The 14,284-nt window shown below is 59.9% G+C and carries 13 protein-coding genes; 8 read left to right on the forward strand and 5 right to left on the reverse strand.

The window, feature by feature from the left end:
- Window positions 1-149: 149 nt before the first annotated feature.
- Both BLU71_RS14285 and BLU71_RS14290 read left to right on the forward strand, forming a co-directional pair.
- The gene (locus BLU71_RS14285; RefSeq protein ID WP_083353344.1) at window positions 150-884 is read left to right on the forward strand and encodes a DUF899 domain-containing protein; all 735 of its coding nucleotides are present in this window, start codon (window positions 150-152) and stop codon (window positions 882-884) included.
- A gap of 89 nt (window positions 885-973) precedes the next feature.
- Window positions 974-1,249, forward strand: a complete 276-nt coding sequence (locus BLU71_RS14290) for a hypothetical protein (RefSeq protein WP_042607461.1) — start codon at window positions 974-976, stop codon at window positions 1,247-1,249.
- Between the two features lie 52 nt (window positions 1,250-1,301).
- On the opposite strand, the gene BLU71_RS14295 is transcribed toward BLU71_RS14290, so the two are convergent.
- Window positions 1,302-2,642, reverse strand: coding sequence for a DEAD/DEAH box helicase (locus BLU71_RS14295; RefSeq protein WP_039761006.1), 1,341 nt, complete (start codon window positions 2,640-2,642; stop codon window positions 1,302-1,304).
- A 190-nt stretch (window positions 2,643-2,832) separates the two neighbouring features.
- On the opposite strand from BLU71_RS14295, the gene BLU71_RS14300 reads away from it, so the two are divergent.
- Window positions 2,833-4,131 carry a mechanosensitive ion channel family protein gene (locus BLU71_RS14300; RefSeq protein WP_042607459.1) on the forward strand — a complete coding sequence of 433 codons (1,299 nt, stop codon included), beginning with the start codon at window positions 2,833-2,835 and terminating at the stop codon, window positions 4,129-4,131.
- A gap of 107 nt (window positions 4,132-4,238) precedes the next feature.
- On the opposite strand, the gene BLU71_RS14305 is transcribed toward BLU71_RS14300, so the two are convergent.
- From BLU71_RS14305 to BLU71_RS14315, 3 genes are all read right to left on the reverse strand, one after another.
- Window positions 4,239-5,105, reverse strand: coding sequence for a carboxylate/amino acid/amine transporter (locus BLU71_RS14305; RefSeq protein ID WP_065617493.1), 867 nt, complete (start codon window positions 5,103-5,105; stop codon window positions 4,239-4,241).
- 930 nt (window positions 5,106-6,035) lie between these two features.
- Window positions 6,036-6,635, reverse strand: coding sequence for an FMN-dependent NADH-azoreductase (locus tag BLU71_RS14310; RefSeq protein ID WP_083353345.1), 600 nt, complete (start codon window positions 6,633-6,635; stop codon window positions 6,036-6,038).
- A 233-nt stretch (window positions 6,636-6,868) separates the two neighbouring features.
- Window positions 6,869-7,183, reverse strand: a complete 315-nt coding sequence (locus BLU71_RS14315; protein WP_083353346.1) for a 3-phosphoglycerate kinase — start codon at window positions 7,181-7,183, stop codon at window positions 6,869-6,871.
- Window positions 7,184-7,232: 49 nt separating this feature from the next.
- On the opposite strand from BLU71_RS14315, the gene BLU71_RS14320 reads away from it, so the two are divergent.
- The 4 genes from BLU71_RS14320 (at window position 7,233) to BLU71_RS14335 (ending at window position 11,462) form a co-directional block, all read left to right on the forward strand.
- Complete coding sequence (locus BLU71_RS14320) at window positions 7,233-8,156, forward strand: LysR family transcriptional regulator (protein ID WP_016771199.1); 924 nt, start codon at window positions 7,233-7,235, stop codon at window positions 8,154-8,156.
- A 14-nt stretch (window positions 8,157-8,170) separates the two neighbouring features.
- On the forward strand, window positions 8,171-8,974 hold the full coding sequence (locus tag BLU71_RS14325; RefSeq protein WP_083353347.1) for an alpha/beta fold hydrolase: 804 nt from the start codon (window positions 8,171-8,173) through the stop codon (window positions 8,972-8,974).
- A gap of 3 nt (window positions 8,975-8,977) precedes the next feature.
- On the forward strand, window positions 8,978-9,541 hold the full coding sequence (locus BLU71_RS14330; protein ID WP_042607454.1) for a peptidylprolyl isomerase: 564 nt from the start codon (window positions 8,978-8,980) through the stop codon (window positions 9,539-9,541).
- An 88-nt stretch (window positions 9,542-9,629) separates the two neighbouring features.
- On the forward strand, window positions 9,630-11,462 hold the full coding sequence (locus BLU71_RS14335) for an ABC transporter ATP-binding protein (protein WP_083353348.1): 1,833 nt from the start codon (window positions 9,630-9,632) through the stop codon (window positions 11,460-11,462).
- Window positions 11,463-11,509: 47 nt separating this feature from the next.
- Here the strand turns inward: BLU71_RS14335 and BLU71_RS14340 are convergent, their stop codons facing one another.
- Window positions 11,510-12,634: a GNAT family N-acetyltransferase gene (locus tag BLU71_RS14340; RefSeq protein ID WP_083353349.1), complete on the reverse strand. Its 1,125-nt coding sequence runs from the start codon at window positions 12,632-12,634 to the stop codon at window positions 11,510-11,512.
- 281 nt (window positions 12,635-12,915) lie between these two features.
- Between BLU71_RS14340 and BLU71_RS14345 the strand changes: the two genes are divergently transcribed.
- Window positions 12,916-14,238 (forward strand): putative porin, encoded by a 1,323-nt coding sequence (locus BLU71_RS14345; RefSeq protein WP_039760990.1) that lies wholly within the window; start codon window positions 12,916-12,918, stop codon window positions 14,236-14,238.
- Window positions 14,239-14,284: the final 46 nt, after the last annotated feature.

Genomic DNA, 14,284 nt, shown 5'->3' on the forward strand with positions numbered 1-14,284 from the left:
ATTTGTGCCGCGTTCAAGGTTGTGACCCAAGCGCCGCGCAGCCGTTCAGCCGCATATTTTCACGCCGACCGACCGGCGGTGTGTCGATTCCCCTGCCCGTTGAACGACTAGTCTCAAAACAGCCGGCTCATCCCGCAGGAGACATCGTCATGAACGTTGCAAATCACCCGGTGGTATCACGCGAAGAATGGCTCGCCGCCCGTCAACAGCATCTGGCTCACGAAAAAGCCTTTACCCGCGAACGCGACCGCCTCAGCGCCGAGCGCCGCGCCCTGCCGTGGGTAAAAGTCGACAAGGACTACCATTTCCAGGGGCCGAACGGCGAGCTCAAGCTCAACGACCTGTTTGGCAACCACAGTCAGTTGATCATCTACCACTTCATGTTCGCCAAAGGCTGGAAGGAAGGCTGCCAGGGCTGCTCGTTCCTCAGCGATCACATCGACGGCGCCGACCAGCACCTGGCCCACCACGATGTCGCGGTAGTCGCCGTTTCCCACGCGCCGTTCAGCGAATTTCAGGCATTCAAACAGCGCATGGGCTGGAAATTCGACTGGGTCTCGTCAGAAGGTTGCGACTTCAACTACGACTTCGGCGTCTGCGCCCGGGCTGAAGATGTCGCTGAGGGAAAGGCTACGTACAACTACGAAAAGACCGACAGCGCCGAGGAAGAAATGCCCGGTTTGAGCGTGTTTTATCGCAACGACAAAGGCGAGATTTTCCACACTTATTCGACATACGCGCGCGGCCTGGACATGCTGGTTGGCGCCTACCACTATCTTGATCTGACGCCCAAGGGCAGGAACGAGGACGAGATCATGGAATGGGTGCGGCATCATGATCGGTATGAAGGTGCGCCGAAGTCGGGTTGCTGTCATGCCGATTGAGCGCAACGCTGACCCCACAGTTTCTGAACTTTTGCCAGGCTTCAGCCCTCAACCGGTTAACCCGCCTTAACCGGAACTGAGGCCTGCCCATGAAGACCCTGATCAAGCTCTCCCTCGCCGCCACTCTCGCCTGCGCCCTGCCCGTCTGGGCCTGTACGCCAGAAGAGGCGACGATCAAACGCGAACAACTGGCCAAGGAAGTCTCGAAGCTCACCGAGCAGAATCCGGAAAAAGCCAAGGAGATCAACGCCGAGTTGCAGAAAATGGATCTGGAGACGGCCAGCGCTGATGTGCCCGACAAGTGCCAGTTGATCGACCAGCGTTTGAAGGAACTGGGTTCGGCGGAGAAAAAGGCCGAAAGTTGAGGACGAAAAAAAACCGGACAATGTCCGGTTTTTTTTATGCGCGTTCTAAAGCTTACTCAGCCGCAGGTTCTGCTGGCTTGCGACGCTTGAGCGGGGCCATGCCGTCGCTGCTCACCAGAGAATCCGGCTTCGGACGGTTGACGCTCTTGCGCTTGGTTGGTGTCTTGGCGGCGGTTTTCTTCTTGTCGCCCTTGGCGTCGGTCTTTTTCTTCTTCACGCCGACGGCTTTGCCCGAGGCCTTGACCTTTTTAGGGCCGCCGTAGGTGCCTTTGACTTCCTTGATCGTGCGGCGCTCGAAGCTCTGCTTGAGGTAGCGCTCGATACTCGACATCAGGTTCCAGTCGCCGTGGCAGATCAGCGAGATCGCCAGGCCATCGTTGCCGGCACGGCCGGTTCGACCGATGCGGTGTACGTACTCGTCACCGCTGCGTGGCATGTCGAAGTTGATTACCAGATCCAGACCGTCGACGTCCAGACCACGGGCCGCAACGTCAGTGGCAACGAGGATCTTCACACCGCCCTGCTTCAGACGATCGATCGCCAGTTTGCGGTCCTTCTGGTCTTTCTCGCCGTGCAGCACGAACGCCTTGTATTCCTGAGCCACCAGGCGGCCGTAGATGCGATCGGCCATGGCGCGGGTGTTGGTGAAGACGATGGCCTTCTGGTAGGTCTCGTTGGCCAGCAACCAGTTCACAATCTGCTCTTTATGCTGATTGTGGTCGGCGGTGATGATTTGCTGACGAGTCGTCGAGTTCAGTTGACTGACCGCATTGAGCTGCAAGTGCTCCGGGTTGTTCAGGACCTTGGCGATCATCTCGCGCAGGCCGGAACCGCCGGTGGTGGCGGAGAACAGCATGGTCTGCTGACGGTTCGGGCATTCATCGACCAGACGCTGCACGTCTTCGGCGAAACCCATGTCGAGCATGCGGTCGGCTTCGTCGAGCACCAGCACCTCGACTTCTTTGAGGTCGAGGTTGCCGGCGTTGAGCTGCTCGATCATCCGCCCCGGGGTGCCGATGAGGATGTCCGGCACTTTGCGCAGCATTGCGGCCTGTACCTTGAAGTCTTCACCGCCAGTGATCAGGCCGGACTTGATGAAAGTGAACTGCGCGAAGCGTTCAACCTCCTTCAAAGTCTGCTGGGCCAGTTCACGGGTCGGTAGCAGGATCAGCGTCTTGATGCTGACGCGAATCTTCGCCGGGCCGATCAGGCGATTGAGGATTGGCAGAACGAAAGCGGCGGTTTTGCCGCTACCGGTTTGCGCCGTCACCCGCAGATCACGCCCCTGGAGCGCCAGCGGAATGGCCGCGGCTTGCACAGGCGTTGGCTCGACAAATTTCAGCTCGGCCACGGCTTTGAGCAGGCGTTCGTGCAGGGCGAATTGGGAAAACACGGGTGCTACCTCGAAGATATGCAAAAAAACAGCTGCATAGGTTACCGGTTTCGAGCGCTCAGGCCGAGTTTCTTTGTGCAAACGCCGACAATCAGTGGTTTTTTGTTGCCCGATTTGTCACTCGCTGCAATACACAGCGTCTTAAATGCTCTAATCGGCCCTCGCGTCTTACAGAAGAAACGTCTCGCTCATGGATATCAAACAGCTCTGGCTCAAAGCCCAGGACCTCTGGGGCACACTCGAAGAGCACCCGCTGCTGCAATCGGGACTGGCACTGCTGGTGCTGCTGGTCATCGCGCTGGTACTCGGACGCGTGGCGCGTTATCTGATCCTGCACGCCAGCCGCATGCTCGGCCGCCAACCGGCGCTGCACTGGATCAACGACTTGCGCCACAACAAGGTGTTTCAACGACTGGCGCAAATGACGCCGTCGCTGGTGATCCAGTTCGGCCTGCACCTGGTGCCGGAACTGAGCAAGACCGCGATGAATTTTCTCGGCAACGTCGCGCTGGCCTTCACCATCCTCTTCCTGCTGCTCTCGGTCAGCGCCCTGCTCAATGCCTTGCTCGACATCTACGCGCGCACCGAGCATGCGCGCACGCGCTCGATCAAAGGCTACGTGCAACTGGCGAAGATGGTCTTGTACGTGTTCGGCGCGATCATCATCGTCGCCACCCTGATCGACCGTTCGCCGCTGTTGCTGCTCTCGGGCCTGGGTGCGATGTCGGCGGTGATCCTGTTGGTCTACAAGGACACCCTGCTGTCATTCGTCGCCAGTGTGCAGCTGACCAGCAACGACATGCTGCGGGTTGGCGACTGGATCGAGATGCCGCAAGTCGGCGCCGATGGCGACGTGGTCGACATCACGTTGCACACGGTCAAGGTACAGAACTTCGACAAAACCATCGTCTCGATCCCGACCTGGCGCTTGATGTCCGAGTCGTTCAAGAACTGGCGCGGCATGCAGCAGTCCGGCGGCAGGCGGATCAAGCGCAGCCTGTTCATCGACGCCAGCGGCGTGCGCTTCATCCGCGACGACGAGGAAGAAAAGCTTTCGCAAGTGCACCTGCTGACCGACTACATGGGCCGCAAGAAAGCCGAGCTCAAGGCCTGGAACGAAGCGCAGGGCAATGTCGCCGCAATGTCGGCCAACCGCCGCCGGATGACCAATATCGGCACCTTTCGCGCCTACGCTTTGGCGTATCTGAAGAGTCACCCGGAGATTCAGCCGAACATGACTTGCATGGTCAGGCAGATGCAGACCACCGCCCAGGGCATTCCACTGGAAATCTACTGCTTCACCCGCACCACGGTGTGGGCCGATTACGAGCGGATTCAGGGGGATATTTTCGATTATCTGCTGGCGGTGCTGCCGGAGTTTGGCTTGAGTCTGTACCAACAGCCAAGCGGCGGGGATTTGCGCGCGGGGTTGCTGCCGGCGGTGTTGGGCACGGCGAATATTCCGGAGCCGGAAAAACACCTGATGTAACCCACGAATCCAACTGTAGGAGTGAGCCTGCTCGCGATAGCGCCAGTCCAGACAACTCGATGTCGACTGAACAATTGCTATCGCGAGCAGGCTCACTCCTACATGGGCTATGCGGTGGCCTGGGATTTGCGAATACCCAACCGGCTGATCCACACCGCCATCAGAATCACACTGCCGCCGAGGAACAATCTCCCCAGTTCCTCATGCTGATTCCAGATCAGCAAATTCAACAACAACCCTACCGGTACATGCAGATTGTTCATCACCGCCAGCGTCCCGCCGTTGACCATGCACGCGCCCTTGTTCCACCAGTACAAGCCCAGCGCCGTCGACACCAGCCCGAGAAACAGCAACACCGCCCATTGCAGCGGTGCTTCCGGGAGAAAATTCGATTTGCCGAACAACAGAAACGCCGGCAGCACCACCGCCAATGCGCCGAGGTAGAAATAACCGAAGCGCCGGTAATGCGGCAGATCACTCGGGTGCCTGGCCACCAGATGCTTGTACAGGACCTGCCCGGCGGCGTAGGTGAAGTTGGCCAGTTGTAGCAGCAGGAAGCCCATGAAGAAGTCCGGACTGATGCTGTCGAAACGAATCACCGCCGCACCGCCGACTGCCACCAGCGCGGCAATCAGCGCCCATGGGTTGAAGCGACGGTTCAGCGCGTCTTCGATCAGCGTCACATGCAGCGGCGTGAGAATGGTGAACAGCAACACCTCCGGCACCGTCAGCACACGGAAACTCAGGTACAGGCAGACGTAAGTCACGCCAAACTGCAACGCGCCGATCAGCAACATGCCCCGCATGAACGCCGGCTCCACCGAACGCCAGCGCGTCAACGGAATAAACACCAGCCCGGCCAATACCACACGGACCAGCACCGCAAAGTAACTGTCGACATGCCCGGCCAGGTACTCGCCGATCAAACTGAAGGAAAACGCCTGGATCAGCGTGACAAAAAGTAGATAGCCCATGCTCGCCTCGAAAATCGAATGGCGGCGACGATAGCGGTTTTTCGGATAGGCTCCAACAGCAAACGGCGCCGGAATCAAAAGCCCCTCACCCTAACCCTCTCCCGGAGGGAGAGGGGACTGACCGAGGGGTTTGGGCTAGCTGCGCCGACTTGGGATACCGAATCGAACTCAGGCCTGAAAAAAATCAAAAGCCCCTCACCCTGGCCCTCTCCCAGAGTGAGAGTGGACTGACCGAGGTGTTTGGGCTAGCTGCGCCGACTTGGGATACCGAATCGAACTCAGGCCTGAAAAAATCAAAAGCCCCTCACCCTGGCCCTCTCCCGGAGGGACAGGGGACTGACCGAGGTGTTTGGGCAAGCTACGCACATGAAATACCGCATCGAATCCAAAAAAGCCAAAAACCGGCCCTCCACCACTCCACACAATGAGCGCAAGCTCGAGTACCGCTCTTGATCTTGATCCACCCGCCCCGTCGGCAGGCTGAGTGGAGGGATTGATCCGGGCGGGGGAGCGCAGCGACCGTACGACGCAGTCGTACACAGCGAGTGTAGGTGCAGCGAAGCAAACCGGAGCCGCTGCGCCAGGATCGATCCCGGAGCGAAGGAACCCCGAGCCCCAGCGAGCGGGCCGAACGTTGGGGCACAGACCTTTGGTTACTTTGGGGCGTTTGCCAAAGTGACCCGCTGTAAGAGCGGAACCGCCAGCCGCAGCACCGCAAAAAACGGATATACCCCCAAAACCCCAAGAACCTGGTCGGCCCAAAGGCCGCCAAGAAAACCCAGACAAAAAAAAGCCCGATCTCGCTAAAGCGTTCAATCGGGCTACAGCACTCAGGAGCAAAAGTGCAAAGGGAGGTTCGATGCGCGTGGAACCTTGAAGGGGTTGCGCCAGGTCACTAGACCATCCAGCGATTATCTGGCGATTAACCGATCAAGCGACCTGAGACAATTTGGCGTTGGCCTGATTCAGCCCCTTCTCCTGGAAGTCACCGCCAAGGTTCATGCCCTCGGCATGGATAAAGGTCACGTCGTTGATCCCGATGAAACCCATCACCTGACGCAGATACGGTTCCTGATGATCCGCCGGACCACCGGCATACACACCACCGCGAGCGGTCAACACAAAGGCACGCTTGCCATTGAGCAAACCTTGCGGACCGGTCTCGGTGTACTTGAAGGTCACTCCGGCACGCAGCACATGGTCAAGCCAGGCCTTGAGCGTGCTCGGGATTGCAAAGTTGTACATCGGTGCAGCCATCACCAGCAAGTCGGCGGCGAGCAGCTCATCAGTCAATTCGTTGGAACGATCCAGCGACGCTTGTTCGCTGTCGTTGCGCTGTTCGGCGGGTTTCATCCAGCCACCCAGCAAGTTGGCGTCCAGATGCGGCACCGGGTTCAAGGCGAGGTCACGCACAGTGATCTGATCGGCAGGGTGCGCGGCTTTCCACTGAGCGATGAAGGTCTGGGTCAGTTGACGGGAAACCGAGTCTTGCTGGCGGGCACTGCTTTCGATGATCAGAACGCGGGACATGGTGTGTAGTCTCCATCCGAGAATGTTGTAAGTCGATGGAGTGAAGGTTAAACAGAGTCGAATCGATGAAAAAGCGCAAATATCCGCTGTAACCCATCGATAAATTCGTTTATAAGCTAAACCCACATACCCCTGTGGGAGCGAGCCTGCTCGCGATAGCGGTGTATCAGATACACCCATGTCGACTGACACAGCGCTATCGCGAGCAGGCTCACTCCTACAAGTGGAAACCGTTATTTCGGAGTGCAGGTCAGTTTGATGCGCAGCTTGATGATCTCGCGGGTGAACTTGGCCGTGGCGTTTTTGTGCTTGCCGGCCGGCACATCGATGCTGCGCGTGCGTGGTGCTTCCGGGCCGTTGCTGAATACGGCCCGGCAGGTCGCGTCGACATCACCGTAATTGGCCACGCGGATCGAGCCGATGTCGTTATCGGTGTCGAAGGTCTCGTAGTCGATCTTCATGCCGTTGAGATCCTTTTGCACATCGATCGGATAGGCAAACGCGGTCAACGGCAGCAGCGCCAGCACCACACAACAGAATTTTTTCATTCGGCAGTCTCCATGAGGGACGGCCAGCTTAGGACAAGAGGAGCTATTGATGAAAGCGCCCCGCGTGACCCTTGATCAATGGCGAACGTTGCAGGCCGTGGTCGACCACGGCGGATTCGCCCAGGCCGCCGAGGCCCTGCACCGTTCGCAGTCATCGGTGAGCTACACCGTCGCCCGCATGCAGGATCAGCTCGGCGTGCCGTTGCTGCGCATCGACGGCCGTAAAGCCGTGCTCACCGAGGCCGGCGGTGTGTTGCTGCGCCGTTCGCGGCAACTGGTGAAACAGGCCAGCCAGTTGGAAGATCTGGCCCATCACATGGAGCAAGGCTGGGAAGCCGAAGTGCGGCTGGTGGTCGATGCCGCCTACCCGAGCGCGCGGATCGTCCGCGCCCTGACCGCGTTCATGCCGCAGAGTCGCGGCTGCCGCGTGCGTCTGCGCGAAGAAGTATTGTCGGGCGTTGAGGAAGTGCTGCTCGAAGGCGTCGCGGATCTGGCCATCACCGGCCTGAGCATTCCGGGCTACCTCGGCGCGGAGTTGAGCGATGTCGAATTCGTCGCCGTCGCCCATCCTGATCACCCGCTGCATCGGCTCAATCGCGAGCTGAGCTTTCAGGATCTGGAAACCCAGATGCAAGTGGTGATCCGCGACTCCGGTCGCCAGCAGCCGCGCGATGTCGGCTGGCTCGGCGCCGAACAGCGCTGGACCGTCGGCAGCCTCGCCACCGCCGCGACCTTCGTCAGCAGCGGCCTGGGTTTTGCCTGGCTACCGCGGCACATGATTGACCGGGAATTGAAGGATGGCTCGCTCAAGCTGCTACCGTTGGACCGGGGCGGCAGCCGCAACTCCAGTTTCTATCTGTATTCGAACAAGGACAAACCCTTGGGCCCGGCCACGCAAATCCTCATCGAGTTGTTGCGCACTTTCGACACCTTGCCGCTGGACGCCCCGTTCGCCGCCCCCGAGCAAGCCTGACACGGAGTTCACCGATGGCGTATTTCGAGCACGAAGGTTGCAACCTGCACTACGAGGAATATGGCCACGGTACGCCGTTGCTGCTGGTTCACGGGCTCGGCTCGAGCACGCTGGATTGGGAAATGCAGATCCCGGCGCTGGCCGCGCGGTACCGGGTAATCGTCCCGGACATTCGCGGCCACGGGCGCTCGGACAAACCCCGCGAGCGCTACAGCATCGCCGCATTCAGCGCCGACCTGCTGGCCTTGATCGAACACCTGCGCCTCGGCCCGGTGCACTACGTCGGGCTGTCGATGGGCGGGATGATCGGTTTTCAGCTGGCCGTCGATCAGCCGCAAGCGCTCAAGAGCCTGACCATCGTCAACAGCGCACCTCAAGTCAAATTGCGCAGCCGCGACGATTACTGGCAGTGGTTCAAACGCTGGAGTCTGATGCGCCTGCTTAGTCTGGAGACCATCGGCAAAGCCCTCGGCAGCAAACTTTTTCCCAAGCCGGAACAGGCCCATCTGCGACGGAAAATGGCCGAACGCTGGGCAAAAAACGACAAACGTGCTTATCTCGCCAGCTTCGATGCGATTGTCGGCTGGGGCGTTCAGGAACGACTTTCCCGGGTGTCCTGTCCAACGCTCGTCATCAGCGCCGACCGTGATTACACACCGGTGGCGTTAAAGGAAACCTATGTAAAACTGCTGCCGGATGCGCGGCTGGTGGTCATCGCCGACTCGCGCCATGCCACCCCGCTCGATCAACCCGAACGCTTCAATCAAACGCTGCTGGATTTTCTCGCCACAGCCGACCTTCACTCTCAGGATCACTGACCCATGCTGAAAAAACTCGCCCTCGCCGCCGGCTCTGTACTGTTTGCCGCCAACCTGATGGCTGCCACCCCGGCCAAGGCGCCCCACGTGCTGCTGGACACCACCAACGGCCAGATCGAAATCGAACTGGACCCGGTCAAGGCGCCGATCAGCACCAAGAATTTCCTTGAATACGTCGACAGCGGCTTCTACAACAACACCATTTTCCACCGCGTGATCCCGGGCTTCATGGCCCAGGGCGGCGGTTTCACCCAGCAGATGCAACAGAAAGAAACCAAGGCGCCGATCAAGAACGAAGCCAGCAATGGCCTGCACAACGTTCGTGGCACCCTGTCGATGGCGCGCACTTCCAATCCTGATTCGGCGACCAGTCAGTTCTTCATCAACGTTGCCGACAACGCTTTCCTCGATCCGGGCCGTGACGCCGGTTACGCGGTGTTCGCCAAAGTGGTCAAGGGCATGGATGTCGTCGACATCATCGTCAACTCGCCGACCATCACCAAACAAGGCATGCAGAACGTGCCTTCCGACCCTGTGATCATCAAGTCGGCCAAGCGCATCGACTGAGTTTCGCCGGGCATACCGAGCGGCGCCGGGCTGAGCCTGCGCCGCTCGCACTGATAAAAGGAGAGCCCGTATCCCGGGCGGTTATCTGATGCTCTATCGCCGTTTCGAACAACTGATCGATATCTTCCGCGACGCCCCGACGGCGTCCCCGCCGGACCGTGTCTGGCCCTTCTATACCTATTACCTGAAGCAGGTCTGGCCGAGTTTCGCCGCCCTGCTCGTGGTTGGCCTGTTCGCCGCTTTGATCGAAGTAGCGCTGTTCAGTTACCTGAGCCGCATCATCGACCTTGCACAAGGCACGCCCAACCCGAATTTCTTCAGCGACCATGCCCTCGAATTGACCTGGATGCTGGTGGTCGCCCTGGTGCTGCGACCGATTTTCTTCGGTCTGCACGACTTGCTGGTGCACCAGACCCTGAGCCCCGGCATGACCAGCATGATCCGCTGGCAGAACCACAGCTACGTGCTCAAGCAGAGCCTGAATTTCTTCCAGAACGATTTCGCCGGGCGCATCGCCCAACGCATCATGCAGACCGGCAACTCGCTGCGAGATTCTGCCGTGCAAGCGGTGGACGCGCTGTGGCACGTGGTGATCTACGCGATCAGTTCGCTGGTGCTGTTCGCCGAAGCTGACTGGCGCCTGATGATCCCGCTGCTGACCTGGATCGTCGCCTACATCGGCGCGCTGTACTACTTCGTGCCACGGGTGAAAGAGCGTTCGGTGGAAGCCTCGGATGCGCGCTCGAAACTGATGGGGCGCATCGTCGACGGCTACACCAACATCGCCACGCTGAAGCTGTTCGCTCACACCAACTTCGAACAGCACTATGCCAAGGAAGCCATCGAAGAACAGACCGTCAAAGCACAGATGGCCGGTCGCGTGGTCACCAGCATGGACGTGGCGATTACCACCATGAACGGCCTGCTGATCGTCGGCACCACGGCGCTGGCGTTGTGGCTGTGGACGCAGTCGCTGATTACCGTCGGCGCGATTGCCCTGGCCACCGGTCTGGTGATCCGCATCGTCAACATGTCCGGCTGGATCATGTGGGTGGTCACCGGCATTTTCGAAAACATCGGCATGGTTCAGGACGGTCTGCGCACCATCTCGCAACCGGTCGGCGTCACCGACCGCGAGCAGGCCAAACCGCTGGCCGTGGCCTCGGGCGAAGTGCGTTTCGAGCACGTGGATTTTCACTACGGCAAGAAGAAAGGCATCATCGGCGACCTCAACCTGACGATCAAACCGGGCGAGAAAATCGGCTTGATCGGCCCGTCCGGCGCCGGCAAATCGACCCTGGTCAACCTGTTGCTGCGCCTGTACGACGTAGAGGGTGGGCGGATCCTGATCGACGGCCAGAACATCGCCGAAGTCGGCCAGGAAAGCCTGCGTGCGCGGATCGGCATGATCACTCAGGACACCTCGCTGCTGCACCGCTCGATCCGCGACAATCTGCTTTACGGCAAACCCGACGCCACCAACGCCGAATTGTGGGAGGCGGTGCACAAGGCCCGCGCCGATGAGTTCATCCCGCTGCTGTCCGATGCGGAAGGCCGCACCGGTTTCGATGCGCACGTCGGTGAGCGCGGGGTGAAACTGTCCGGCGGTCAGCGCCAGCGCATCGCGATTGCAAGGGTGCTGCTCAAGGACGCGCCGATCCTGATCATGGACGAAGCCACCTCGGCGCTGGACTCTGAGGTGGAAGCGGCGATTCAGGAAAGCCTCGAGACCTTGATGCAGGGCAAAACCGTGATCGCTATTGCGCATCGTCTCTCGACCATTGCGCGGATGGATCGCCTGGTGGTCCTGGAGAACGGCAAGATCGCCGAGAGCGGCACCCACGCCGAATTGCTTGCGCATCGCGGCCTGTATGCGCGTTTGTGGGCGCACCAGACCGGAGGCTTTGTCGGCATCGACTAATGCACCACATTCCCCTGTAGGAGTGAGCCTGCTCGCTCCCACAGAGGTCAGGTCTGGCGATAGGGCAACGCCGTTCTCGCCTCTTCGGCATAGGCCAGAACCCCGGCGCGCTCTTGCTGGAGGAAATCCTCCACCGCCGCTTTCAGCCCCGGATGGCGCAGGTAGTGCCAGGAATGGGTGATCACCGGTTCGAAGCCGCGAATCAACTTGTGCTCGCCCTGCGCCCCGGCATCGAAACGCTGGATGCCATGGGCGATCGCGTAGTCCATGCCTTGATAAAAACACGTCTCGAAATGCAGCCGATCGAACTCGGCCAGGCAACCCCAGTAACGCCCGTAGAAACTGTCGCCACCGGCCAGACTGAAGGCCATTGCTACCGGCCGTGATCCCTGTTTGGCCAAGACCACGCGAATCGCCTCGGGCATGCGCTCGGCCAGCAGGCTGAAGAACTCGCGGGTCAGATACGGCGCCTGACGCCGCACCGCGTAGGTGTTGGCATAGCAAGCGTAAACAAAATCCCACTGCGCCTCGTCCAGTTCCCGCCCTTGCAGCCACTCGAAGTCAAAGCCCTGCCCCGCTACCTGCTCGCGTTCCTTGCGCATCTGCTTGCGCTTGCGTGAGCTGAGGGCATCGAGGAAATCCTGAAAGTCGCGGTAACCGCGATTCTGCCAGTGATACTGACAGCCAATGCGTTGCAGCCAGCCCGGTTGCTCGGCCATCGCCGCGTCAGTGAACGGGTCGGTGAAATTGATGTGCGCGCTGGAAAGCCCTTCGATCTCCAGATAGCCGGGCAGGCTCTTGAGCAATTCAAAACCGTCTTCGACACTGGCCGCCAGCAGGCGCGGGCCGCTCACCGGACTGAATGGCACAGCCGTTAAAAGCTTGGGGTAGTAATCGATGCCGGCACGCGCACAGGCGTCGGCCCAGCCGTGATCGAACACGTACTCGCCGTAGGAATGCCACTTGCGGTAACTGGGCAGCGCGGCGATCAGGCGACCCTCTTCGATATGCAGCAAATGCTCGGGCTGCCAGCCGGTATGCGGGCCGACACTGCCGCTGTCTTCCAGCGCACTGAGGAAGGCGTGGCGCAGAAATGGCTGGTTGTCCGGGACCAGCGCATCCCAAGTGGCCGGGGCGATTTCTGACAGGTCTTGCAGGCGTTGCAACGGCATTCACTGGCACTCCACAGCTTGGCGACAAAGCCCGGCGAGTATCGCTGATCGCGACCCAGTTGCACACGCTCAATCGGCCGACAGCGCTCTAACTCGATAGTTCACGCCGGATATGCATCGTCATCAACCTGCCATCACTGTGCCACCGCTCTGTCATAAACCATCGCGATACTGGCGCCTGTTTTTAGAGCGCCGGGTTCTAACCCGGACACAGTTTTCCGGCCTTCGGGTCGGTTGTGCCCAGGATGGTTCAGCCATCCCCTTCATCTTCGGAGATTGCTATGCGTCTTGCTTCCACGAAAACTGCAGCGGCCCTGTGCGGCGGCTTGTTGCTGGCCATGAGCGTTCCGGCCAGTGCTGCAGTCGACGCCAAACTGCTCGACATGCTCAAGGCCAACGGGTCGATTTCCCAGGCGCAGTACATCGAGCTGCAAACAGAACTGGCCAAGGATCAGAAGGCTCAGCAAATCGCCCAACAGGCGCAGCAGGAAACCAACGAACAAGTGGCAGCGGTCGCGAAGAAGACCAACGAACAGAGCCTGTTCGACCAGAAACTGGCCTGGGCGGCCAAGACCCAGTTCAAGGGTGACGTGCGCATCCGTCAGGAAACCATCAAGATCGACGGCGAGCCGAACAATGGCGGCCGCGACAAGGATCGCCAGCGCATCCGTGCGCGTCTGGGCGCCTACACCGAGATCAACCCGCAGGTCGACACCGGCATCCGTATCGCCACCGGCGGCGGCGACGACGCCCGTTCGACCAACCAGGACCAGGACAACTACTTCGACAAGAAGCAGATCTGGCTCGACCTCGGCTACATCGACTACCACCCCGATCAGATCAAGAACCTGCACGTGATCGGCGGCAAGATGCTGCAACCGTGGGTGAGCATGGGCGACGTGATCTGGGACAGCGACATCAACCCGGAAGGTCTGGCCGTTACCTACAAGTACCCACTGGGCGGCAGCGCCGAACTGTTCGGCAGCCTGGGTAACTACAACCTCAAGGACAACGTTGACGGCGACGGCGTGCAATTCCGTCACGATCTGCGCCTGACCGCTGGCCAGTTGGGCAGCCGCTTCAACATCACCGATAACCTGAAGATGACTTTGGGCGGTAGCGTCTACGCCTACCAGAACGACGAAGACAGCCGCTGCACCGGCACCTCGACGCCGTGCGCGCTGGCAGTCAACGGCAACTCGGCGAACAACGAATTCCGTCTGTATGAAGGGTTCAGCCAGATCGATATCGGCGGCCTGCCAATGCCGTTGTCTTTCTACGGCCAGTACGTGAAGAACAACGATGCCGTGACCGATCAGGACACCGCATGGTTGCTCGGCGCCAAGTCGAAAGTCTTCGGCTTCAACCTCGACTACAACTACCGTGACGTGCAGCGCAACGCCGTGGTCGGCGCCTTCACCGACTCCGACTTTGCCAACGGCACCACCGGTTCCCGCGGGCACAAGTTCAAGGTCGGTTACGACATCGACAAGAACTTCGCCGTCGGCGCCACGTACTTCCTGACCAAGGCCGACTTCGCCAGCCGCGGCCAGCGCGATGCAGATGCCAACACCCTGCAACTGGATGCTGAAGCGAAGTTCTAAAAAAGTGATAGCCCAGTGCGGGCGGGACGATCCCCATCATCCGTTC

Source organism: Pseudomonas moraviensis (genome assembly GCF_900105805.1).
Lineage (GTDB): Bacteria > Pseudomonadota > Gammaproteobacteria > Pseudomonadales > Pseudomonadaceae > Aquipseudomonas > Aquipseudomonas moraviensis_A.